This window comes from Neobacillus cucumis, assembly GCF_023715505.1.
Map to the genome: position 1 here is coordinate 65,908 of NZ_JAMBOH010000013.1, position 24,365 is coordinate 90,272.

A 24,365-nucleotide genomic window follows, 5' to 3' on the forward strand; every position below is an offset into this window, starting at 1 on the left:
CTTCTTCGGACTCGCTTCCTGAATTTTTGTCTTGTCCTGTCCGAACCTCCGCCCACTTCTGACTTGTCTCCTGAATTTTTGAGCTGTCCTGTCCGAAGCTGAGGCTACTTCAGACTCGCTTCTTGAATTTTTGATTTGTCCTGTCCGAACATTGGACTTCTTCGGACTCGCTTCCTGAATTTTTGTCTTGTCCTGTCCGAACCTCGGGCTTCTTCGGACTCGCTTCCTGAATTTTTGACTTGTCCTGTCCGAACCTTGGGCTTCTTCGGACTCGCTTCTTGAATTTTTGACTTGTCCTGTCCGAACCTTGGGCTTCTTCGGACTCGCTTCCTGAATTTTTGACTTGTCCTGTCCGAACCTTTGGCTTCTTCGGACTCGTTTCTTGAATTTTTGACTTGTCCTGTCCGAACCTCCGCCCACTTCTGACTTGTCTCCTGAATTTTTGAGCTGTCCTGTCCGAAGCTGAGGCTACTTCAGACTCGCTTCCTATATTTTTCACCTGTCCTGTCCGAACCTCTGCCCACTTCAGACTCGACTCCTGAATTTTTGACTTGTCCTGTCCGAACTTTAGGAGAATGACAATTACATGTACCCTTTAAACACAAAAAAAAGAACCCAATGGGTCCTTTTGATTATTTAAAAACAGGCTCTCGTAGTTTTTCCTTAACCTTAGATGTGAAACGGTCCACTTCGATCGCATACCTTGGACGGCGTTTCACTTCACGATAAATTTTACCAATATACTCCCCAATTATTCCGATTCCCATTAACTGCAGCCCGCCAACAAACCAGATTGAAATCACTAACGATGTCCAGCCAGACTCTGTATGCCCCAAGAGTTCTTGAACAATCGCGTAGCCGCCAACCAAGGCACTAACGATTACAGCGAGAAAACCTAAAAAGGTAACAAAGCGAATCGGCGCTACACTGAAGGACGTCATTCCATCAAAGGCGAAGGCGAGCATCTTTTTCAACGGGTATTTTGATTCCCCAGCCAGCCTTTCTTTTCGATCATAATAGACTTTTGCTGAGGTAAATCCCACTAAGGGAACCAGACCGCGCAAAAACAAATTGGTCTCCTTATATTTCAATAGTTCATCCAATGCCCGTTTACTCATCAGCCGGAAGTCGGCATGGTTGGGAATCAGTTTAATTCCTATCCGCTCCATGAAGCGATAAAAAAACAGTGCTGTGTTCCGCTTAAAGAAGGTATCTGTCTCGCGGCTATCCCTCACGCCGTATACAATATCGATCCCTTCCCAGTATTTCTCAACAAAGGTTTCAATCACATTGATATCATCCTGAAGGTCGGCGTCGATTGAAATTACGCAATCAGAGTATTGATTGGCAGTTTCGAGACCGGCAATGAGTGCGTTCTGATGACCAACATTGCCGGCTAACTTCAGCCCGGTAACAAAGCTATTTTTCTCGCACGCGCTCTCAATTATATTCCAGGTTTGATCCTTACTGCCATCATCAACAAATAATAGTTTACTATTTTTTGAAACAAGCGAATCCTCGACTAAATGATTCATTACCTTAGTCAATTGCAACATGGTTTCATTTAATACCGCTTCTTCGTTATAGCATGGAACCACAATCGTTAAGATCGGTTTATTCTTCATCTGAAATTTCCCTCCTTACATAACTTGATAAAGGTAAATTTTCCAGGCTGAATCTTTTTGATTGAAGGTCTTTTTCAGTTCTAGATGATTTTCTTTGGCATTTAAAATGGGCACGGCCGAAAAGATGTATCTTCCGCCCATTTGTTTAAAAACGTTGGTATTCAGCTGCAAATGATGTATTTTCACTTTCGAATCTTTTTTAAATTCATAGTGTTTCCCCAGTTCAGCGACAAATAGATAACACCTTCCGCCCCACTGGTCAAAGTATTTCTTTAATGTCGGGCTTTTGTCCAATTCTCCTGCAATAATTCTTCTAAACTCATGTTTGTAGGTTAACGGATAAAAATTATTGTACGTATCCAATGTATAAAAGCCATTATACTGGGCGATGGCCGGATGAATTCCGATACTTGCGACCCGGTAACTGCTCTTCGGTTTGCCAATATAATCAGCGATTTCTTTAAACTGCTCAGTCGCATAAAACTGTTTAACAGATGGCTTCCCGGCGACACGATAGACAATTTCATCGTTTGCACAGAACAAGACAATTAATTGAGCAATTAGACATATTTTTACGAATGTTTTCCAACCATTTCCTTTTTTCCACAAAATAAACGCCCCGACCGCAAACATCAGATAGATGACGAGCGGCCTTAAGAAATGGAACCGGGCAAAATTAAAGGTATTTAATAAAGAGAACTTCTCTTTAAGCGGCTGCCACCCTTTGTAAAACCAAAAGGCATACCAGGTAGAGAGCAGAATATTAAAAATAAATAGGTATACAAATCGTTTGTCTGTCTCGTTAGGTTCCTTCTTTTTCCAAAGTAAACCGATAACAATGAAGGAAAGCGGTACAATCACCAAGGTATGAAGCGTTAATACATGGGTATGGCCAAGAAAATAATTCTTACTTATGAGTCGGATAGTATGCCAAAAACCCAGCGTCGAACTGACAAACTCATTTCGGCTCGTTGGCGCATCCGGAAATACTAATGATGCCACCAGACGGTATTCAATTAATAAGTAAATAGCCGTCATTAATACAATACTGCTAAAGAACACTCCGTTGAGTTTCCGCTTGACGAGCAGGTCTCTCAACCATAGTAGTCCCATCATAAATAAAAAGAAGAAAAATCCTAACACAAAGCTGGAATAGAGCGGCAGCAGAATCAGTGTCAGCCATTCTTTCCACGAATAGCGTCCTTCCCGGATGTTCATAAATGCCCACAGAGCAAGCGGCATTCCCAGTGTACTCAACATCCCTGACGGCCAGAAGGGAGTTAAGGCAAACGCAAGCGATACCCAAACACGGATTGGACGGGCCTCATCTGTTTTGACAAAATGTCGTTTTAGCAAAAGATACATTCCGAGAAAGGCAAACAGTCTTGTAATGATTTGACTTAGCGCGTAGGCGGGCATCGATGGAAAAAGGTGATGGAGCCACTGTATCCCGCTAAACTCCGTCCCAAATGCATTTCGCGGCAGGCCGTTGATGACTTGCGGAATGACGGAATGAATACCGCCGAATAATTGGCCGCTATTCTTTAATACTTTGTACCAAGCGATATTCGAGTCCAAATTATCATGGACCCTAATATGGGCATTTTCCCCCAAGATAAATAGGGGGGACACATATACCATGATGAGAAAGATGGCCAACATGATAGATTTGTTTTCTGAACCTAGTTTTATTTTTCTACAAAGCTTGTTCATGGCTAAAAGAACATTTCCTCCTTATGCCTATCTTTTTCTAAGCATATTGGTCTTTTTTAGGATCGTCCCTTCCACACTTTCATACACCCCAATGATTCTTGCTCGAAACTCTTTCATTCTCTCAAAATGAATAAATAAATAGTGAACACCAAAGGCAACGCTAACCCCAATTAACATTCCTGCAGTAACATCTAATGGATAATGGACGCCTGTCCACACACGGGACAAAGCAATTCCTGCTGCTAAAATCAACCAGATCCAGCCATCTCGTTTGATCCAGATCCATATGGCTGTTGCAATCACAAATGCAGCTGTCGCATGGTCACTTGGAAACGAAGCATTCCTCGCATGGGGAATCAACCAGTTAACATGATGGGCCACAAAGGGACGGGCCCGATAATAAAAGTGACCGATCACCCCGTTGAGAGTAAGGGCGATACAGGCGGACAGGACCGCCTCCACGATCATTTTTCGGTTATTAGCTTTTGGATAAAACCAATAAAAAATAATGGCTATAAAAAAGAGATATTGCGCTTTTTCAGCTAAAAAAATCATCAATGGATTTAAAAAGCGGTCACTTACCGCCAGATGATTAATGATTTGAAAAGCTGAGTAATCTAAATGAGACATCTTTATCCTCCTTCCTTATTGTGCACCAGCACGTTGTAAAACGGCCGACGTACGGATGACTTCCGATGCTACACTTTGCGGCTGCTGGTACAATACATCTAGAATCGCTTCTACCACTGCTTCCTGGCCATCGAGCTCGATCCCTTTTTGGTAGGAATCGATGGCTTGTTCCCATTCTTTCATTTTTTTAGGATCGTGCAGCACCGTTAATAATTGCTGTTCGATTGGTTGTTCCTGATCAATGACAAATACCAGCTTTTGTTCTTTTAAAAAGCGCATATTGACTTTTTCCTGGCCAGGGAGCATGGAATGAACAAAGGTAGGAAGCTTTTTGTGCAATGTTTCACTTACCGTTACACCGCCAGGCTTTGACATCACCGCATCCACTTCTTCATAAAGATCATTCATGGCCGACCTTGAAGTAAGATAAGGCAGTGGCTGAATATGTTCGAGATTCCAGGAAAGAATCTCTTCATACAATTTTTTATTTTTGCCGCATAACACAAGATAATCTAATTCACTTGACTGTTTTAACTCATCCAGCAGCTTGCCTATCCCGCCTAAGCCGCTATTTCCACCGGCAATTAATATTTTAGGCCGGGCATGCTTAGGTTTATGAGCCTCGTCGTACCTTGTAATTTCTCCATGAACGGGAATGCCTGTTACCATCATCTGATGCTTTGGTATCTGAAATTTCTTGTACAGTGTTTCTTTTACCTGTTGGCTGGGAACAAAATGGGCATCAATCCCTGTTTTCCCCCAAACACTATTCACAAAAAAATCTGTATAGACATTGATTACCGGAATACCGCATTTCCCTTTCTTTTTTAAAATGCTAAGAAGTTGTGAAGGAAATCCGTGCGTGCAAACGAGTAAATCAGGCTTTTCTTCCAGCAGCAATTGTTCCATTTTTTTCAAAAACAACGGCTGATACCATTTAAAGGTCTGTTTCTTAGCATCAGGCAAATAAAAGAAGCTTTTGTAGGCCCGATTATAGGTTTCAGGTGCATAGCGGATCCAATTTAGATAACCATTGGAGATCACTTTTTCTAGCGATTTATTGGTGTAGCTTAGTAGGTCTATTTTTTTAACTATAAGATTGTCATTATGATTTTTTAATACATCCATTAATGCCTCGGCAACCTGATGATGGCCTGAAGGCATTTGTAAGAGTGGTAAAAACAAGATTTTTTTCATTTTGTCCATCTCCTTACTTTACGTCCCATTTACTGTACCACTCATTTTTGTAAAAGATGGGTTTTTAATAGATTTTTAATCAAGCCTTCAGTAATTTTTTAAGTAAAATGGCCCAGTTTTCAACTTGAACTAGGCTCTCAACAGTTTTTTAAATTTTTTGTTCTGTTAAATTAAATTTAGGTGCTTTAAACTTGGCTGTTGATTCCACTTCCAGGCGGCTTCGCTTTCCGCGGGCTTGCCGGGGAGCCTTCCTCGGCGCTTTAGCGCCTGTGGGCCCCTGCCCCGTACTCCTTCAGAACATAATTTTACATCCTCGAATCCGCCCGCGCACGAAGGAAATACGATAGCATTTTCGAGGAGTCTTCGCCGCCTTCCGCTCCAATCAACAGCGTGTAAAAAAACAGAATAAAGTATAACAGATCTAATTTTTATGTTCCTTTATATACCTAATACTCTGATGGCATCTTTTTATAAGATTTCAATCTTTCATATTCTTCCATGGTAATCGTCAAGATGGTACCATGTTTAAAGCCATATGGGAACTTAAACGATTGATCCGAACGAATGAAGTTTCCTTTTGACAATTTGTCTGCTATGAACGGAACATAACCTTGTTCTTCTGCAGAACAACCATAATAATCCAAGAATAAGCACCATCTGTCATCTTCTAATTTAACTGCAGTTGGAGCTTCATATTGTCCTTCTTGCAGTGACTCCATGCTTTTGTCAAAGTCTTCAATCTTCTTAAATGGTCCAGTAATATTCTCTGATTCCATAAGAATAATTCTAGAAGGATTCTTTTCACTCTTTAAGAATAAATAATACTTTCCCTCTTCCTCATACATGGCAGAATCAATGACACCGCTGTCTTCTTTCCGATACAAAACTTGTGCTTTTGTAAAATTCACAAAATCTGTTGTTCGCGAATAGTATATTCCCTTTTCTCCATAGTCATTGATGCTATGGGATGAGGACCAATGAATGACGTAATCATCATTTTTCTTATCATAAATAACATCCGGTGCCCACAAACAGCCAAAGTTTTCATCTCCCAGTTTAATCATTCGCTGCTCCGACCAGTGAATCAAATCATCAGACTCCCAAAGAACCAGACATTTGCTTCCGTTTCTGCCGATTTCATCCCATGAATGCTGATACTGATTCAGCATACCGTATGACAAACTTAAGTCTGTTGCTAAAATAACAAATTTACCTTCTTTGGTTCTTATAATGGTAAAATCTCTAACGCCTTTATCACCATAGTAACTCCATAAAACAGGATTTCCATCATTCACTTCTTCCCAAATAAAGCCATCCTTACTAATTCCGAAGTAAACCTGCTCCCCATCCGGTGTTCTCTTTTCCTTAAAGTGAACAAATAAATAAGCCTGCATTATTTTTAATCCCTCCAAAAATATCTTTTATAAATATCTTCCCAAACTTTTTTCTACTGCTGCCTCACCCATTATTACTTGATCACAATAAAATTCTTCATCAGAAACAACTCTCACTTTTTTGTTCACCATTACTTTTACGACAAACTTTACCTATTTCCTCCAAATTAATAAGAAAAGGGGAAGGCGCCTTGGTCAGCCCTGATATAGGGAGACTTTTCGACTGGCCAGCGAAAGCAAGGCCAAAGACTAGTCGCCCTTAATGCGTGCAGAAAGCAATAGCTTTCTGTAGCCAAGCATAAGACGCTCAGGGAAAGAAGGCGTTCTTTGCCTTCATTCCCTGAGTGGCTGTAGACCAGCGAGGGGCTAGGCGGCTGGAGCTGGACAATTCTCGAATTTGAAATTTAAGCTTTCTTATTTTTCCATCAAAAAAACCTGAGTCCATAATCTATCTAGGGCTCAGGCTGTTTATTTATGATGTTACACGTGCCCTTTTTCGTTTCCGAAACCAAACATAAGTAATAAATAATAAAAACGAAACAATTCCTACACAGGGTATATACGCTGGATTAATATAAAAGGCCTTTCCTGCAAAAAATCCTGCCGACATAACCGGGATCGTCCATAAAAGCGTGCCTGCTAGGGAGAGCAGTCCAAACTTCCGGAAAGGGATCTTGGTGATACCGGCAAAATATGGGCTGATTTGCCTTAGTCCTGGCATGTAAAATCCAAATAGGATTGTTTTCTGGACATTTCTCGAGTAAAAACCAACGGCTTTTTCCCAGCGTTCATCGGTAATCCCTACGTACTTGCCAAACTTTTTAACAAATGGGTAGCCTAGATTTTTCCCGCAGGCGTAGGCAGAAAGCATACCGGTAAACACTCCAAGGATAGAGACCAGCATACTTAATTCAAATGAAAGTTTATGCTCTCCACACAATATCCCAATTAAAAAGAGCAGAGATTCCTCCGGGGCGGGAATCCCGACGATGCCAAAAAATAAGCAGATAAAGATTACGACATAACCATATAAATTTATATAATGTAGGATCGATTCAATAGTCATATTATAATTCCTTTAAGGTAATAAATTTCGTCCCTTTAGCCATTGCTTCCTTTAAATAGATTTCGAGATTTTTAATCATATAGCCAGGTGCATCTTGATCGGCCCCGAGCGTTTCCCCGCAGTCATGAAGCAACAGGATTGACCCTGGTTCTACGGCTGTCCGCAGCTCCTTCAACAGGCCGTCTTTGGCCTTCTCTGCTTTCCAATCTCCAAAAATATGCGACCACATAATCTTTTTATAAGGTTTGCTAATTATCAAGCTAAAAAGGTTGAAATGCCCCCATGGCGGCCGATAAAAAGTCACCTTTTCATTGGTGCATCCATTAATAGCCTGTTCGGTTAAGGCAAGCTCTCTTTTGATGCGAAACGGTGAGCAGATCCAGCTTGAGACATGATGAAAATGATGAATCCCAATCGTATGTCCTTCCTCGCTCATCCGTTTTATGATCTCCGGGTAGCGGTCTACCTTACTGCCGACCACAAAAAAGGTAGCTTTGACCCCGTATTTTTTTAAAAGATCTAACAACTGTGGGGTATAAATGGGATTTGGGCCATCGTCAAAAGTAATCGCAATTTTCTCAGACTGAAGTCTTTTCTTGATGCCCCAACCGTTTATACGAATCAGCACCGTTGGTAATATCGCATAAACCAGTATGAACAAGATCATGAACCCGATTCTCAAGCATAATATTTTCATTATTGTTCCTTTCTCAGCTTTTCGGTAAAAATAATTCTGCCTCTGTTCCTACACCTTCCGTACTGCTGATTTTAATTTCACCATGATGCTGTTTCATGATATTTTTCGCAATGGCTAGACCTAGGCCTGTTCCCCCAGTTTCGCGGCTTCTGGCCTTGTCCACTCGGTAAAATCGTTCAAAGATGTTTTTAATCTCATAATCAGGTATGCCAATTCCATAATCTTTAACCTTAATGATGGAATTATGTTCGTTCTCGTTCAGATACACATCAATTTTGTCTGTACTATATTTGATGGCATTATCAATGATAATAATGATGGCTTGTTTCAGCTTTAATTCATCCGCAGACACCGTAATGGATGGATTTGCAAAGTAAAGATTAATTTCCCGCTTATAAGCACTTTTAAGCTGCTTGATGATGTTCTGACATAAAACAACTAAATCAATGGGCTTGGCATCCAAGTGATTCCCTGATTCAGTGTCAGCTAGGTTCAGAAATCTTTCGGTCATTTTTTGAATCCTTGTCGCTTCCGAATGGATGGTTTCAATAGCTTCCAGCGCCTCAGCCTCATTACGGATTCCCCGTCTTAATAGATGGTCCGCATAACTTTTGATCACGGTCAGCGGGGTTTTTAATTCATGCGAAGCGTCCGAAATAAATTGTCGTTGTTTTTCGAGATTCTCTTCTAATCTGCCAATCATTCGATTGAAGGTTACCGCCATTTTTTGCAGTTCGTCACGTGTATCATGCTGGATGACAATTTTTTTCGGAGTGCCGCTTTGTTCGATGTCCTCCATCGTGTTAATCATGTTAGAAATCGGCCTCATAATTAAATTGGACAGCCATCGTCCGCCAAGCATCGCTAATAAGGCTCCTAAAATGGTACTAGAGATTTGTATCGATAGTAATACATCCTTCGCCAGTTCGAGTCCTGACAATTTCTCGCCGATCTCCAGTGTTCCCGTAATTTGACCATTGGAATGGATCGGGACCCTGACCATTAAAATTTGCTCTTCACGATCTTTTTGACTGATTGTCTTTCTTACGGCTTCTCTTTCATTGACAAATTTCGGCTTGATTTTTGATGCCAATTCTTTATCATTGGTTACTTCATTTGTCATTTTTGAACCCGGTTGAACAATCCTAATAAAAGAATGCATGGTTAAATAAGGTGTTAACTGATCTTTTTTTAGAGCAGAGGACTTGTCCAGGTTCATCTCCTTTATCAGGGTATCTGCTTTTTGATAAAGCTCCTGATCTTCCATGTTCACCGTTATTTTCATAAATGAGAAAAAGACAACCGCATTCACAGCCACTAATACACAGAGAATCCAAGCAGTTGTCATGATGTTTATTTTGGTTGTAATCTTCATTGCTTAATTCTCCTTTATGGTATAGCCAATTCCCCTCACGGTTTGAATAATGGTTGGGCCTCCGAAGTCTTCTTCGATTTTCTTTCGTAAATGTCTGATAAACACATCGATGACATTTGTTTCTCCCTCATATTCATATCCCCAGACATGAAAAAGAATATTTTCTCTGGTGACAATTTTATTTTTATTGATTAACAAATAAACCAGCAAATCAAATTCCTTCGGGGTTAGGGTAATGGATGCATCCCCCCTGGTCACTTCTCGTGTTTCGCGATTTACGGTTAGGTCTTGAAATGATAAAATCGATTCCTCCGGTTGGGACGCCTTCAAAGCAATTGTATTTTGTCGGAGGCAGGAACGGACTCGCGCCAATAGTTCCTCCATTTCAAACGGTTTTGTTATATAATCATTGGCCCCTTGGTCAAGACCCGTTACTTTGTCCATTGTCAGGTTTCGGGCTGTTAACAAAATAATTGGAATGAGATTGTTTTCTTTTCGAATCCTTCTTAACACCTCAATCCCATTCATTTCAGGAAGCATGACATCTAATAGGATTAGATCCGGTTTTTCGGTGAATGCCGCCTGTAAGCCTTCTTTCCCGTCATAGGCAACTACTACCTCGTACCCTTCGTATTCGAGTTCAATTTTTAAGATTTTGGCGATATGTCGTTCATCCTCAATCACCAAAATTTGCTGTTGTTGCTGCATTGGAAGCCCCCCTTTTTTAGTAAGGTAGAGAAACTTTATTTGTTCCATCCTCTTCAATTTAGCACTATTTTTTATTAGTTTACTTGATTTAATTAAATTTTAATCTAGAAAAGCGAAAGTGCCCGTTTAGCGCACGACAGGACTGGAGCGCTTTGAATGAGATAAAGGAAAACCAAAATGCGGAAGCGCCTTGGTTAAGTGCTGTAGCTAGACAACACGAAGGGCGATAGCGATTCGATGTTGACTTATCGTAGGGAAAAGAGCGAAGTCCACTAGTCGCTGGGCTCTGAAGCTAGACAATTCTCAAAGTTAATGATTTTATATTTTGTCCAATCTCATAAAAAAAGAACGGCCCTCAGCCATTCCCAGTCAAATCACGTTCTACTACTTTATTTTTCAACCGAGCCGTTAGGAATAAGGCGAATTTATGCATGCCCATCATCAGTATTCCGGCAATGATGAGGTCAACCCTTGAGTTGAATGCTGACGAAAAAAACCCAAGTGAATTTAACCCAGCAGGTGTAATGCATAGACTTGCCATCATTTCGCCTAGGAGGGGATTAGTTACACTTCCAAAAAGTCCGCTTAAAATGAGCTGGGCGCAGGCCGGCAGCAGTAAAATTCCGCTTAAGAGGGCAAATTGTTTATTCTGTTCCCTTACAATCGGGAGCCAAATCATGAAGGATAAAAGTAATAACAGGAACAGATAACTATTGTGGATGAACGGATTTAAGGTTAGAAACGTTAAAACAGCTTGAAGATGATAAAAGAAAAACATAATGGCAAAGGTAACTAAAGCAGCAAATGGGGACAGACTTATTCCTTTAATAATGGGCGTGTGGGCTTCTGGAATACCTAGTAAAAAAAGTGGTGGGATGACAAAGTATAATAAACTCATCTGGATCATATGCAAGCTAAATAATAAATGATTGAGTGTTGATAAGGGGCTGCCAATGGTGAGATAGAGTAAGGATAAAGAGGAAAAGAATAATAATGGCTGGGCCGGATGGACTTTGAGTTCTGGATGTGTACGTAATAAAGCAACATATAAAACACCGATACAAAAAAGACCTGCCATTAATGGGGTATTCCACACCATTTGACCTTCAAGCAAAAATACATCTAGCATATCTTTCTTCCTCCCTCTGAATAATCCTGATGGTTACATGGAGAAAGTCATCTTATTACAACGCTTATCTGAACTATAGATTATATGATTTCAATCTAGAAATATTCCCTAAAACACTGGGAGTCCTTCGTCCGTCGGAACTGTAAATGGAAACGGAAATGTAAAACACCCCTTCCATTATTTATCATAGAAGGAGTGTTTAGAATGGAAATGGTGTCAGGCACCAACGATTTCCTGGAGGGTGTGTTTTCGAATCGTGAGGGCGAGATCGGCAAGGAAGTAGAGTCCTACAGCTGACCAGATCCAGGTCCAAAGAGGCTCTATGCTGCCATATAGCGAAATAATTCCGGGGTGAATCCACTTTATACAAAGTAGTGATAAAAATCCCCAGCAGATGGAAAAATGCAAACAAATATGACCATGCAGCTGGAACCGTGTTTCTGAATAATCCCACCATTGTCTTTGAAATAATTTCTGCAGCAGAGACCCGCTTGCATACTCAACAAGAGTGGGGATGATAAAACATAGACTAAGTACGTATAGCCAATGGGAACCCTGTGGAGTTAAGTAGACCAATAGCACAGGCGCCATCCCGTACATCGGTTTAAAGGGGCCAAATAAAAAATTCTCCTTAAAAAATTCCCGTTTGGTGACGTAGTTATAACTATTTTCGAGCAGCCAGCCAATGAATGAATAAAAGGTGAAATAAAAGAGGATGGCAGCGGCTCCTTCCATCGTAAGTACTTCTACAAATTGAAGTTCCAAGCCTTTTAACCAACTATGAGTCATGGCTAAACCACCTTTCAAGGATAAGATTTTCCCATTTTAGGATTAACCGTGAAGATGGAGATTATACCAAAAAATCCGGTTTATAACAGCCGTCAAATGCAAAAGGTGCCTGACACCATTTAGGTATCAGACACCTTTATATTTGTTTCAATTGTTAGAAACTTATTATCTAATTGTTTTTAATGCTCCGCTCCATTTTACTACTTCGTCAAGCATTGCAGTTACATTTGTAAGGTGTAATTCAGCTGGTTTGAAGACACTGCCGTTTTCGAAGTCAGTGAATAATGACAAGGTTGGGTGTGTACGAACGTCTGCCACTTTTAATTCGCCTAAGATGCCGCGTAAGTGTTCAGCTGCACGAGCACCGCCAGTTGATCCATAGCTTACGATACCAGCAGCTTTGTCATTCCAAGCTTCACGTGCAAAATCAAGAGCATTTTTCAAAGCGCCTGTGATGCTGTGGTTGTATTCTTGAACAACGAATACGAAACCATCTAGGCTTGCTAGTTTTTGGTTCCATGCAGCAATCCCTGGTTCTGTTCCATCAGTAGTTCCTAAGAATGGTAGGTTGAAGTCTGCGATATCAACGATTTCGTAATTAGCATCGCCGCGTTTGTCAGCAATTCCTTTTACCCATTCGCCTACTTGTGGACTAACGCGTCCTTGACGTGTACTTCCTAAAATAATCCCGATATTTAATTTTGTCATTTTATTTTCCTCCTCTGGTGTGTTACCAAATAATCGATTTAAAAAACCCATTGTTAGCACCGCCTTCTTGATGTTATATCTTAGATGTGAGTATCTCAAAGTTGTTTATTTTTAATTCGAGATAATCATATAACATTATTTTTAACAAGTCAACTTTTTTTTGAAGATAATTAGGATGGATTTTGTAGACTAATTATTATAATTTGCTTAATCCGCATATTAAACATAGTTTACATATTGGAATTTATTCCAGAGAATAATATATAAATGCGTGATTTAGTTCACTTAATTGATAATGTTTTTCATTTATATTATAGATAGAGAACATAAGGAGGTATTTTATGGAGAAGCAATCGATTAATACCTATCAGGAATTTAGTGAGGACAAATTTACGATTCCACAGGCATTCATCACCTTATTTCAATGAGGTGATGAATGCCCGTTTTTTGATTTCAAGTCACTTCGATCGATTATTTCTATAGTTTTCCATATAATTTATTATATAGAATATACGTTCGGGGTGGGAGATATGTCAAAGGAGAGGAAAATACGTTATATAGTTGAGTTAGATGTACTTTTAGAGACATTTCAACTCCATATACTAGAAACTAGATTTGAAATTGCTCGTCATATCTCAAATGCTTGTAAAGGAAAAATGCTAGAAAATATTGCTCTTATGAGAGCTGATGAAGAATATCAATCATGGTTGAAGAAAGAAAAATCTGAAGTACGGTCGGCTGCACTAGGAGAAATAAGAGAAAAATATGATGTCTCTCAGACAGGGGCTGAGCGAATCGTCAAAGAAATGGGCAAACATTTTAAACAAAAGAAACCTAATAATTCGAAGCATAAACAAAAAATACATTTAGATTCTCATTTGGTACAGAAAATTGCCCTTCAAGTTTGGAAGTCTATTTCTGACTATCTTTTCGGAAAAGGTAAAAAGGTGCATTTTAAAAAGTACGGACAGTTTGATTCGGTTGAAGGAAAAAACAACAAAGCTGGTTTAACCTACGAAAACGGAGTTTTATATTGGAATGGTTTAGAAATGAAAGTTCATATTCCAATGAAAGATAAATACATCCAGAAGGCTCTACACGATGAAATTACCTATTGTCGCCTGGTTCGAAAGACTATTAGGGGGCAAGTCAAATATTATTTGCAGTTAGTATTTAAAGGTACTCCTCCACAAAAACACAAAACTTGTGATGGTGAAGTCGGATTAGACATTGGTATATCAACCATTGCAGCTGTATCGGATAAAGAGGTAATGATTGAGGAATTTTGTGATGGCTTGGAAATGATGGAGAAAGAAAAACGGAGAATTTTTAGAAAAATGGATAGGTCTAGGAGGGCGACCAACCCTAATAGGTACAATGAAAACGGGACTACAAAAAAGGGGAACAGAGATAAATGGATACGCTCTAAACATTATTGGAAACAGTTGTTTAAGCTAAAAGAAATCTGCCGTAAGATCGCCTCTGTTCGAAAAATTATGCACAATAAACTAGCTAATACCATTCTCAATATGGGAAACCAGGTATATTGCGAAAAAATGAATTACAAGGGGCTCCAGAAAACAAAGTTCGGCAAAAGAATTGGATACAAAGCACCAAGCATGTTTTTATCCATTGTTAATAAAAAACTATCTTATCAAGGAGTAAAAAATTGAGTACGTAAATACGTGGACGGTGAGAGCTAGCCAGTATTGCCATGTGTTAAATGATTATCAGAGGAAGAAGTTGTCTCAACGGTTTCACGTCCTACCGGACGGAACAAAAATACAGAGAGATTGTTACTCCGCTTGGCTAATTAAAAACGTAAATAATGCAAAAAATAAAGTAAACAGAAAGAAGTGTATAACCGAATATTTATCGTTTCTTGAAAACTACAAAAAGACCGAAGAGTTGCTTCGGTCATTAAATAAAAAGTTTATATCTAGCATCGGATTTTAATTATTTAAAATTCAAACCTTTGCCGTGTTGAATCCCACGGAAGAACAGGCAATCTATGACGTTAGTTTTAGAGATCTCTTGTTTGGCAGGTTAAAGCCGGATGCGAATACTAAACGGCGACTGGAAAACCACCGGGTTCCTCCATGTCTAAGACTGTCTTTCTTTTGCGTGGAAGAGCTGTTCGTTCGCGAATGTTGCATGGAAAACTCATGAGTCAAAACGGCAAGAATTATCTTATGTTCTTGTTTAGTAAGGAAAGGGAAAAGTACATGTACCCTTCATTCAAAGAAGGTCTAATCTTTTAGAACCACCCTATTTCAATAGGGTGAGGATTCAGAAAACGGGTTATTTATAATAATGACAGCAGTACTGCATTTGTCCTAAATTTCCTTCCCGGACAAAAGCTGCCTGTACATTAGCACCCTGGTGCAGAGGTCTATCTGCTTGTGGTGACCGGAAACGGCACTATTATCATTGACGGGAAAGAAAAAGAGGTAACAGAAAAGGATGTAATCCATACCAGTGATGATGAAGAACTTTCTTTTATCAATACAAGCAGTGAACCTGTTAGTTTGTATGTAGTATTAAATAAGCTTTCCAAATAAGAAAAGATTGAAATGAAAAAAACAGTGGATTTAAGGAGGACAAAATGGATATCGAAAAAAGTGATCGTCTACGTTCTATGCTACAAGAGGCATTGTCACCTTTTATAGAGAAGATAGAAAGGTTAGAGGCAGAAATACAGTCGTTAAAAGAGGAACAAAGTGAGCTAATAAAAGTACTCAAAAAACAATAATCAGATTGCTTCGGGGTAATGGCAAGAAAAAAACCTAAGAGGCACCAATTTGGTTCCTCTTAGGTCATAGCCTACAAACAAATAGATTTACCTAGCCAATCTTTTCATCATACTTCCGTTCATCCTGAACAAACAAGACGCCCAACTCATGATGGTCTCCCTCATATAGAGCACGCTGTACAAAGCGGATTTCGCCTTTTGTGTCGAATACTTCGAGCTTACAGTGGGCGCGATTTTTTTGCAGTGCTTCATAAAAGGTTTGTTCGTCGCGGACAACAACTCCATTGGCCTTCGAGATAATTTCCCCGACCTGAAGTCCCATCTTACTCGCCGGCGATTCCGGAATAACCCCAATAATCATGACACCGTTATTCTTCTTGGAAAAATAAGACGTCATACTGTCATCTTTCAAATAAGCAAACAGTGCTAACAGTTCACGGCCAATAACAGCCAGTGCGGCTACAACAATCGAAATCAATGGATACCAATAGCCAATCACAGAAAGCAGTGAAATTAGCGCACCAAGGATGATAACCCGGCGTCCGTGAAGCTGAATCGCCACCTTTGGAAGCATTCCTTTAATTTGCTGGTGGAAACCAATCGGAAAAGGAACAAAGGTTAGTGAATACTCTTTCGTCCCTAAATGGAAAACAGGCCACCAATCAAAAGGTAGATGAAGGACATTTCCGGGGATCAGCAAAAACAAGGGCACCATCCAAAGGCGTTTGACCTCATGGACCCCAACTACCTGTCCACGCTTACTTTTTGCCAGTTTAGGGGAAGAACCTTTACTGGCATTTTTAAAAATCAAGATACCTTCTGCCAGTAACAATAATCCGAGAATGACAACCATTGAGGGATAGACTTTATCACCAATTGAAGAAAACGCCTGTGAAAAAAGCGGAACCGACCAGTTATTTTGGGCAATGATAATGATTGCGAAAAATGCAGCCCCAATGGTATACACCGGTGACATCAGACGTATATTGGTGGTTAACGACCAAATAAGTGTGAAAAACGCGATCAACAAGATTGCCGCAAACGGAACAGCAACACCTGCTGTAATGGTGATAATTGACAGCACGAGCCCAATGACCATTCCTATTGGAAATAGCTGCCGAAGTTCAAAATAAGCGTCCTCCGCTCTTATATGAAAATTTTTACGCTCACGTTTCACCCTTTTGACTCCTAATATCCCTGCCAGGAAAACGAGATAGTATAAAACAGGATGAAGAAAGAACCTGCCTGTCCCTTTCAAAAGCTCCACAAGCCATGTCTCTACCATTTCCTGCCACCTGCCTCTATTAAAAATTTCTAGAAATATATGAAATAAAAATCTCTTAAACTTTATTTTACCAAATTAATAACATAAAACAAATTGCTAGTTTTTAGAAACTGCTAAAATATTAAAAGATTAGGCCTGTTTTGGTCTCACGTAGGCAGATTCCGCCAACTTTTGTAGGAATTCCGCGAATTTCTGAAGTATTTCCGCGGAATCTGTTACTATTTCCGCGGAAATTCTCAATAATTCCGCCTAACTAGACAATATTCCTGTCAAACCAGCTCTGAACCGTGATTCACTCCCATAAAAAAGCAGAGGCTATTAGCCCCTGCCAGGAATGTTTATTTTGTAATTAATTTTAATGCCATTTTCAGCTGCAAATCATTTTTCTCTTTTTTCATTTCCTTCACAGCGGCCTCTTCCAGCTTGGCAGCTGTCCTTTCATCAATTTTCCCATTAGCCGGCAGATCATGTTCCCGCTGGAAGCCCTTCACCGCTACCTTTGTTTCTTCACTAAAATAACCATCCTTGCGGCCAGGTTCAAATCCCAATCCATCTAAGATTTCCTGTGCATTCTTCACCTGTTCATTGTTCATATCCTCCGCAAGCGGTTCATCAACCTGAATGGGATGGGTATCAAAGATAGCGGGCTGCTGGATCGCTACATCCGGTTTAATCCCTTTCTTATGAATCCAGTTTCCATCAGGTGTCAGCCACTTGGCCAATGTCAGCTTAATATTGCTGCCATCTCCCATTGGGATCGCCTGCTGGACAGTCCCTTTGCCAAATGTCGTTTCCCCTACAAGCTTATACCCGTCTGCCTCCTGCAGGGATCCGGCTAGTATTTCTGATGCAGACGCACTCCCTTTGTTAACAAGGACAAGGACTGGATAATCCTTTTTCTTGGAAAGGGTTGAGAAGAAACGCTGCTTTTTACCATCGCGCTGCTCTACTTGCACATATGGTTTATCCTTTGGAACGAACTCTTTCAAGATTTCTCCGACACTGTCTAACAAGCCGCCAGGGTTACCGCGCACATCAAGGATCAATCCCTTGATATTGTCATTCTCAAGCGCCTTTAAATTCTTCTTAAAATCGGCAGCAGTATCCTCTGAGAACGTGGTAATTTCAATATAGCCGACCTTCTTTCCATCCTGTTTCTTGATCGAAGAATGAACCGTTTCGAGGGGAATTTCGTCCCGCTTAACATCGATGGTCAGTGGATCTTTAAGGCCTTTTCTGGCTATTTCTAATTCAACAGTGGTACCCTTTTTTCCACGAATTTTGAGAGTTGCTTTACTTAAATCGAGACCTTCCACACTTTTTCCGTTAACCTTTAAAATTTGGTCATTCGGCTTGATGCCTGCTTTTTCAGCGGGTGAATTTTTAAAAGGGGAGACAATCACAATTTTACCGTCCACCATACCAACCTCAGCACCAATACCTTCAAAAGATGATTCTAATGTTTGCGTGAATTGCTTAGCGGTATTCTTGTCCATATAAACCGAGTATGGGTCCTTAAGAACAGACAGCATCCCTTGAATGGCTCCTTCCACTAATTGATCCCGATCCACTTTCTCCACGTAGCGGTTTAAAATGAGATCATAGGCCTGTTCTACCTTTACAAGATTGTCTGTATTTTCCTCGGCAGTGGCAGCCTGTTCTTTAGGACTGACTGCTTGCTCCAATTTGGATGTGGCATCTGTTTTATTAAAATAAGTCATCCCAGCATAAGTACCGCCTGCTCCTGTCAGGAGTGAACCTGTCATTAACAGGGCAATCCATCTACGATTCATCCAGAATCCTCCTCAAGTAAAAAAATGCCTGTCCTATCTATTTCTCAAAAATCCACCGAACTCCTGCCCGATTATTAACTTATATGTAAGGAAAGGACGAGTTATGATTAGAAAAGCGGGATGAAACAAGAAAAGCGCAAGGCGACTGTCCGAGGACTCTAGACTAAGACGGACCCTGCAAGAAGGCGCTTTTTTCCTTCTTCAGGGGGGCTTTGGCTTCGAGTCCCAAGGAGCCGAAACTGGATATGTTTGTGACCTCGAGCCGATGGCGCCTAGAGCTGAACAATTCTCGAAGTGAAATTTATACTTTCGAACAACGAAAAAGGAAGAAACCAGTTGGTTCCTTCCTTTTAATATTATGGCAGCGGCACAATACCGACAGGATTAATTGCAAAGCGCTTATCCTGTGTCCAAGGACCTTTATGAAGTTCAAAGTGTAAATGCTGACCATGAGATGCGCCGGTGTTACCCATGACGCCAATTTGCTGGCCTTTTTTCACGACTGCACCACTGCCGGCTAAACGGGTAGTCATGTGGGCATAGACTGTCGTATATACTTGTCCATTAATAGAGTGAGAGATAAAAATACAGTTTCCATAAGTGCTAGATAAATAGGAACGAATGACGACACCATCAGCTGCGGCAACAATTGGCACTGCTGCACGATTGGCAATGTCTACACCGACGTGTCTCTCACTGCCTCGTGTTCCAAAACCAGAGCTTAAATAACCGACAGCTGGCTGTGTCCAATAGCCGCTCGATACGCCAGGTGTCGCTCCGGAACTTACTTGGTTAGAACTACTGCTAGAACTTGTACTGCTGCTGCTACTGCTGCTAGCCGCCTTGCGCTTTGCAGCCTCTGCCGCTTCTGCAGCCGCTCTCGCTTGTGCTTCCTGCTCCATCGAGATTGCTTTTTGAATAGCTGCCTGTTGGGCTGCAAGAAGGGCATCTTGCTCTTGTAAATCCATCACGCCTTCATGTGCTTCGTTTTCCTGCTCCTTTAGGCTTGCTAATAATTTATCTTTTTCTGCCTTTTGGGCACTTAATTGTTGATTCAATGTTTGTAAATCCGACACCATTTTTTCCAAGCTGTCAAGATTTGTTTTGACTTCATTTTGTTTTGTTTCTAATTCTTGTTTATCTGCCTCATGCTCTTTTAAGATGGCCTGGTCCGCCTGCATAATCGTCACGACCGCATTGGCACGATCAACAAAGTCACTAAAGTTTTCTGACCCCATTAAAACATCGATATAGTTGACCATACCGCCTGTTTCTTGATAGCTGCGGGCCCGATCCTTCAACAAAACATTCCGTTTTTCAATCCGGTCTTTGATGACCTCCATTTGACCTTGAAGTTTCATAATTTCAGCCTTCGTGCTTTCAAGCTTAGCTGTTTTTTCTTTAATCTTATTGGTTGAGTCGGTAATCGCGTAATCTAGTCTTGTGATTTCACTTTTTACATCTGCCTGCTGATTCTGTAATTCACTAATCTGATTGTTTTTTTGATTAATAGTAGAATTTAGATCGGAGCGTTGTTCCTGAAGTTTATTTTGTTCGCCCTTTAAGCTGGAGATTGATGCTGCTTCCGTTATAACAGATGTTCCTCCAAAAATGGTTCCAAACCCTACCGTTACCGTAACGGCAAGTGTTACTACTGATTTCCTCATCTGAAATGTTCCCCTCCATGTCTCTTTACACAGGTAAATCGTTAAATCGACCATCTTCATTCATAATTGAAGGAAGGACAGAGTGTGCCGTCCTTCCTCACAAATTAAACTTTTAAAAACTTCCGTACGGACATGACACTGCCCCAAACACCTATTAAGGCACCCATTAGAATCAATATGCCTGAAAGTTGATAGACAAATGGGTCAAACGGCAATACCTTAATAAAAGTCCCTTGAAGCTTAGGTCCTAAATAATCATAGGCACGATAGTAGGCAATCGAAATCAGTACAATTGGTAAAATGGAACCAACAATTCCGAGCCACAGACCTTCTAAGAAGAATGGCCAGCGAATAAAGCTATTCGTTGCTCCTACTAATCTCATAATCTTAATTTCTCTTCTTCTCGCAATAATCGTAATCTTAATCGTATTCGAGATTAAGAAAATTGCCGTAAAGAATAAGCCAATCACAAGAACAATCCCAACATTTCGAGCCGCATTGATAAACTTAAATAATTTTTCAACTTTGCCCTGACCATATTTAACCTTTGCGACAAAATCGTCTTTTGCAATCTGCTTCGCCACTTTCATCGTATCAGCAGGGTCTTTCGTCTTGACGATAAAGACATCATTTAGTGGATTATCTTGTTCAAAAAGTTTAAACGCTTTTCCGTCCTCACCAAGGTTTTTTACTAAATTATCCAATTCCCTTGTTTTTGGCGAGAACTCAATACTTTTTACTTCTGGGATACTAGCAATCTCATTTTTTAACGTTTGCTGATTTTGTTGATTAGCAGCCACATCGATATGAACACGGATTTCTACATCCTCTTCAATCGTTTGAGCCACCCTGTTAAGATTCATCATAATGGCGTAAAAGACACCGACTAGGATTAATGTAACGGTAACGGCACCAATGGAGGCAAAAGTCATCCAGCCGTTTCTTTTAATACTCTTTAAACTTTCACGTGCGTGACGGCCAACTGTTCTAATTTTCATAACCGTAGTCACCTCTTTGCTCATCGCGAACAATCTTGCCGCCTTCAATAGCAATAACGCGATGTTTTATTGCATTTACGATTTCTCTGTTATGCGTTGCCATCACAACAGTTGTTCCTCGATTATTGATTTCCTCAAAAATCTTCATGATTTCCCATGACGTTTCCGGGTCAAGGTTACCAGTCGGCTCATCCGCAATAACCACTTTTGGAGAGTTCACAATCGAGCGGGCAATTGAAACACGCTGTTGTTCACCACCGGACAGCTCTGTTGGCAGCATTTTAATTTTATGCTTTAACCCAACAAGGTCGAGTACTTCCATTACTCGTTTGCGGATGTATTTAGGCTGCGCTTCAATTACCTCAAGTGCAAATGCCACATTTTCATAAACCGTTAGGGAAGGAAGGAGTTTAAAGTCCTGGAAAACGACGCCTAAATTCCGTCTAAACAGTGGTACTTTTTTCATTTTTAATTTGGCAAGGTTGACGCCATTCATCGTGATCGTTCCTGTAGACGGTACTTCTTCGCGGTACATCATCTTAATGAAGGTTGATTTACCTGCACCACTTGGACCAACAACATAAACAAATTCGCCCTGATTGATTCGGACATCTATACCGTTTATGGCTGTTACACCATTGGGATACTTCTTATATACATCTTGTAATTCAATCATTTATTATCACCTATATTGGAAGTTTGTTCGAATAAAATTCGACAATAATCTTCGTATTTTTTACACAATGGACCAAAATAACAAACAATATGTGCATAATCTCGCATATTTTTATTATAACATCATAATTTGCTAAAAAAAGTGGTAATTGTATTACAGTTTCTTTTCAATCAAAAAACAAAACTTGACAAAATTTTCACTATTCACAACTTACTTAGGAAAGCGCAAGCGCCTTGATCAGCCCCGACAAGCAAAAGACGAGCCGGCCGAAAGGTTGCTGTTTAACCTTTTGGACGGATTGGCTTGTGACCTCGAGGGGCTAGGCGCTGGAGCTAGACAATTCTCAAAGTCAATCACAAAATAAAAAACGCCCTGTTTTATTGTAACAGAACGTTTTCTTTATTCCTTATTTCTTCGCTGCAAGCCATGTTGCCATGGTTTCAGCATCATCGCCGGTTACCACTTTTGCCGGCATTCCGCCTGATTTACCGTTTTTAAGAATGTCTAAGATTTCATCTTTTGAATACTTTGAACCAACCTTCGTTAAGTTTGGCCCCATCGCACCCTTCATATCGCCGCCGTGACAGCTAGAGCACTTTTGATCGTAAATCTTTTGGGCATCACCTGCATTTGAGGTTTGCTCTGTACCGCCGCCATTATCTTTTGACGTATCCTTGTTGTTACCGCCGCCACAAGCTGCAAGTCCCATCACAAGAGAGGTTCCGAGTAATAGGGTTAACAATTTCTTCATCATCACATTACCCCCGTTTAAATAAATGTTTCCATCAATGTACTATTATACCAATCCTATGCACGTTTGAAACCTTCACCAAGCACCTCGGCAGCGTCCATAACAATTACGAATGCAGTTGGGTCAAGGGTTTTAACCAAATGTTTCAATTTTGTGAACTCCGTTTGATCTACCACGCACATGAGCACTGGCCGTTCATGGTCTGTAAAACCACCATATGCTGATAGTTTTGTCACTCCACGGTCAATTTTATTCAAGATACCTTCACGAACTTCATCCTGATTATTCGTTATGATCATAGCCATTTTCGAGCGTCCAAAACCAACCTGAACAAGGTCAATTGTCTTGCTGGTCACATAAAGGGCAATTAACGCATACAATCCCTTTTCAATATCAAAAACAACCGCAGCTGTAAGAACAATCAGCCCGTCAATTATTACCACGCATCTGCCAAGGGTAAAACCGGTATATTTATTAATGATTTGAGCGGCTACATCGGTACCGCCAGTGGAGCCATTTCCTCGAAAAACAATTCCAAGCCCAAGTCCAACGCCTATTCCTCCAAATAAAGCTCCCAGAAGGGCATCGTGTGTCCAAGGTTCAAGATGTTTCGTCTGAAAAACAACAAATGGCAGAAAGATGGTTCCGGCAAGGGTTTTCACTCCAAATTGTTTTCCTAAAAAGAAAACACCTGCAATAAATAACGGAATATTAAAGGCCCATTGAACATAGGCTGGTTCCCATCCAAATACGCCCTTTAAAATGGTACTAATTCCGCTTACTCCGCCTGAAGCGACTTGGTTTGGAAGCAAAAACACATTAAAGGTTATTGCGATGATTGCTGCTCCTATTAACACGAACAAATATTCAAACGCCACTCTCAGTTTCGGATAGGTTTGTGTTAGGTTGTTTAATACGTTCATACAACAAATTCTCCTCTATTTTCTTTTCTATCTAAATCTGAAAGTGAGTATAGCATTTCATAAATATTGGTGTAAATGGCATTAAGTTAACGTGGTAAAGTGGTAATAAAGTAAAACTCCCTGTGGTGAATTTCATTAGCTAGTTGTAGCTTTTGCCTTTATTTGTGTTTTCATGAGAGGATTAGATTTAATATTCATTTTGGGCATAGTTCCTGGAGATTCCTGGCTTACTTTACTGGCGCATGGCGGCCGATTTCTGGCGGATGGCGGCCGGTTTCTGGCGCATGGCGGCCGATTTCTGGCGATGGCGGCCGATTTCTGGCGCATGGCGGCCGGTTTCTGGCGCATGGCGGCCGGTTTCTGGCGCATGGCAGCCGGTTTCTGGCGCATGGCAGCCGGTTTCTGGCGCATGGCGGCCGGTTTCTGGCGCATGGCGGCCGATTTCTGGCGCATGGCAGCTATTTACCGGCAAAAAAGCCTTTGCTGAGC

General features: G+C 40.7%; 22 protein-coding genes and 1 pseudogene. 4 read left to right on the forward strand and 19 right to left on the reverse strand.

Going from position 1 to position 24,365, the window contains the following annotated elements; all coding sequences use genetic code 11:
- Positions 1-632 precede the first annotated feature (632 nt).
- The 12 genes from M3226_RS18435 to M3226_RS18490 form a co-directional block, all read right to left on the reverse strand.
- Positions 633-1,625, reverse strand: coding sequence for a glycosyltransferase family 2 protein (locus tag M3226_RS18435; RefSeq protein ID WP_251567841.1), 993 nt, complete (start codon positions 1,623-1,625; stop codon positions 633-635).
- 15 nt (positions 1,626-1,640) lie between these two features.
- Entirely contained in the window at positions 1,641-3,338 is a 1,698-nt protein-coding gene (locus M3226_RS18440) for a DUF6044 family protein (RefSeq protein WP_251567843.1), read from the reverse strand.
- A 27-nt stretch (positions 3,339-3,365) separates the two neighbouring features.
- Positions 3,366-3,968 carry an undecaprenyl-diphosphatase gene (locus M3226_RS18445; RefSeq protein ID WP_251567846.1) on the reverse strand — a complete coding sequence of 201 codons (603 nt, stop codon included), beginning with the start codon at positions 3,966-3,968 and terminating at the stop codon, positions 3,366-3,368.
- A 15-nt stretch (positions 3,969-3,983) separates the two neighbouring features.
- The gene (locus M3226_RS18450) at positions 3,984-5,165 is read right to left on the reverse strand and encodes an MGDG synthase family glycosyltransferase (protein WP_251567848.1); all 1,182 of its coding nucleotides are present in this window, start codon (positions 5,163-5,165) and stop codon (positions 3,984-3,986) included.
- Positions 5,166-5,611: 446 nt separating this feature from the next.
- Positions 5,612-6,559 (reverse strand): glycoside hydrolase family 43 protein, encoded by a 948-nt coding sequence (locus tag M3226_RS18455; protein WP_251567849.1) that lies wholly within the window; start codon positions 6,557-6,559, stop codon positions 5,612-5,614.
- Between the two features lie 472 nt (positions 6,560-7,031).
- Positions 7,032-7,625, reverse strand: a complete 594-nt coding sequence (locus tag M3226_RS18460) for a DedA family protein (protein WP_251567851.1) — start codon at positions 7,623-7,625, stop codon at positions 7,032-7,034.
- A gap of 1 nt (position 7,626) precedes the next feature.
- Entirely contained in the window at positions 7,627-8,322 is a 696-nt protein-coding gene (locus M3226_RS18465; protein WP_251567853.1) for a polysaccharide deacetylase family protein, read from the reverse strand.
- A gap of 13 nt (positions 8,323-8,335) precedes the next feature.
- Entirely contained in the window at positions 8,336-9,697 is a 1,362-nt protein-coding gene (locus tag M3226_RS18470) for a sensor histidine kinase (protein WP_251567855.1), read from the reverse strand.
- 3 nt (positions 9,698-9,700) lie between these two features.
- Positions 9,701-10,405 (reverse strand): response regulator transcription factor, encoded by a 705-nt coding sequence (locus M3226_RS18475; protein ID WP_251567857.1) that lies wholly within the window; start codon positions 10,403-10,405, stop codon positions 9,701-9,703.
- A 355-nt stretch (positions 10,406-10,760) separates the two neighbouring features.
- The gene (locus tag M3226_RS18480) at positions 10,761-11,534 is read right to left on the reverse strand and encodes a cytochrome c oxidase assembly protein (RefSeq protein ID WP_251567866.1); all 774 of its coding nucleotides are present in this window, start codon (positions 11,532-11,534) and stop codon (positions 10,761-10,763) included.
- 216 nt (positions 11,535-11,750) lie between these two features.
- Positions 11,751-12,323, reverse strand: coding sequence for a putative ABC transporter permease (locus M3226_RS18485; protein WP_251567868.1), 573 nt, complete (start codon positions 12,321-12,323; stop codon positions 11,751-11,753).
- A 165-nt stretch (positions 12,324-12,488) separates the two neighbouring features.
- Positions 12,489-13,082: an NADPH-dependent FMN reductase gene (locus M3226_RS18490; RefSeq protein ID WP_251567870.1), complete on the reverse strand. Its 594-nt coding sequence runs from the start codon at positions 13,080-13,082 to the stop codon at positions 12,489-12,491.
- A 479-nt stretch (positions 13,083-13,561) separates the two neighbouring features.
- Between M3226_RS18490 and M3226_RS18495 the strand changes: the two genes are divergently transcribed.
- The 3 genes and pseudogenes from M3226_RS18495 (at position 13,562) to M3226_RS18505 (ending at position 15,783) form a co-directional block, all read left to right on the forward strand.
- On the forward strand, positions 13,562-14,704 hold the full coding sequence (locus M3226_RS18495; RefSeq protein WP_251567872.1) for a transposase: 1,143 nt from the start codon (positions 13,562-13,564) through the stop codon (positions 14,702-14,704).
- Between the two features lie 714 nt (positions 14,705-15,418).
- A pseudogene (locus M3226_RS32515) lies at positions 15,419-15,592 on the forward strand (cupin domain-containing protein); the annotation flags it as partial.
- Between the two features lie 44 nt (positions 15,593-15,636).
- Positions 15,637-15,783 carry a GapR family DNA-binding domain-containing protein gene (locus tag M3226_RS18505; protein WP_251567874.1) on the forward strand — a complete coding sequence of 49 codons (147 nt, stop codon included), beginning with the start codon at positions 15,637-15,639 and terminating at the stop codon, positions 15,781-15,783.
- Positions 15,784-15,874: 91 nt separating this feature from the next.
- Here M3226_RS18505 and M3226_RS18510 read toward each other — a convergent pair whose 3' ends face one another.
- From M3226_RS18510 to M3226_RS18540, 7 genes are all read right to left on the reverse strand, one after another.
- Positions 15,875-17,068: a PDZ domain-containing protein gene (locus tag M3226_RS18510; RefSeq protein WP_251567877.1), complete on the reverse strand. Its 1,194-nt coding sequence runs from the start codon at positions 17,066-17,068 to the stop codon at positions 15,875-15,877.
- A gap of 338 nt (positions 17,069-17,406) precedes the next feature.
- Complete coding sequence (locus M3226_RS18515) at positions 17,407-18,861, reverse strand: S41 family peptidase (RefSeq protein ID WP_251567878.1); 1,455 nt, start codon at positions 18,859-18,861, stop codon at positions 17,407-17,409.
- A gap of 356 nt (positions 18,862-19,217) precedes the next feature.
- Positions 19,218-20,528 carry a murein hydrolase activator EnvC family protein gene (locus M3226_RS18520; protein ID WP_251567880.1) on the reverse strand — a complete coding sequence of 437 codons (1,311 nt, stop codon included), beginning with the start codon at positions 20,526-20,528 and terminating at the stop codon, positions 19,218-19,220.
- 104 nt (positions 20,529-20,632) lie between these two features.
- Complete coding sequence (ftsX, locus tag M3226_RS18525; protein WP_251567895.1) at positions 20,633-21,526, reverse strand: permease-like cell division protein FtsX; 894 nt, start codon at positions 21,524-21,526, stop codon at positions 20,633-20,635.
- Complete coding sequence (ftsE, locus tag M3226_RS18530; protein WP_251567897.1) at positions 21,516-22,202, reverse strand: cell division ATP-binding protein FtsE; 687 nt, start codon at positions 22,200-22,202, stop codon at positions 21,516-21,518. The genes ftsX and ftsE overlap by 11 nt, the downstream gene beginning before the upstream one ends.
- Before the next feature lie 406 nt (positions 22,203-22,608).
- On the reverse strand, positions 22,609-22,956 hold the full coding sequence (gene cccB, locus M3226_RS18535) for a cytochrome c551 (RefSeq protein WP_251567898.1): 348 nt from the start codon (positions 22,954-22,956) through the stop codon (positions 22,609-22,611).
- Between the two features lie 53 nt (positions 22,957-23,009).
- Positions 23,010-23,876, reverse strand: coding sequence for a YitT family protein (locus M3226_RS18540; protein ID WP_251567900.1), 867 nt, complete (start codon positions 23,874-23,876; stop codon positions 23,010-23,012).
- 172 nt (positions 23,877-24,048) lie between these two features.
- Here M3226_RS18540 and M3226_RS18545 point away from each other — a divergent pair, with 172 nt between their 5' ends.
- Complete coding sequence (locus M3226_RS18545; RefSeq protein WP_251567902.1) at positions 24,049-24,363, forward strand: hypothetical protein; 315 nt, start codon at positions 24,049-24,051, stop codon at positions 24,361-24,363.
- Positions 24,364-24,365: the final 2 nt, after the last annotated feature.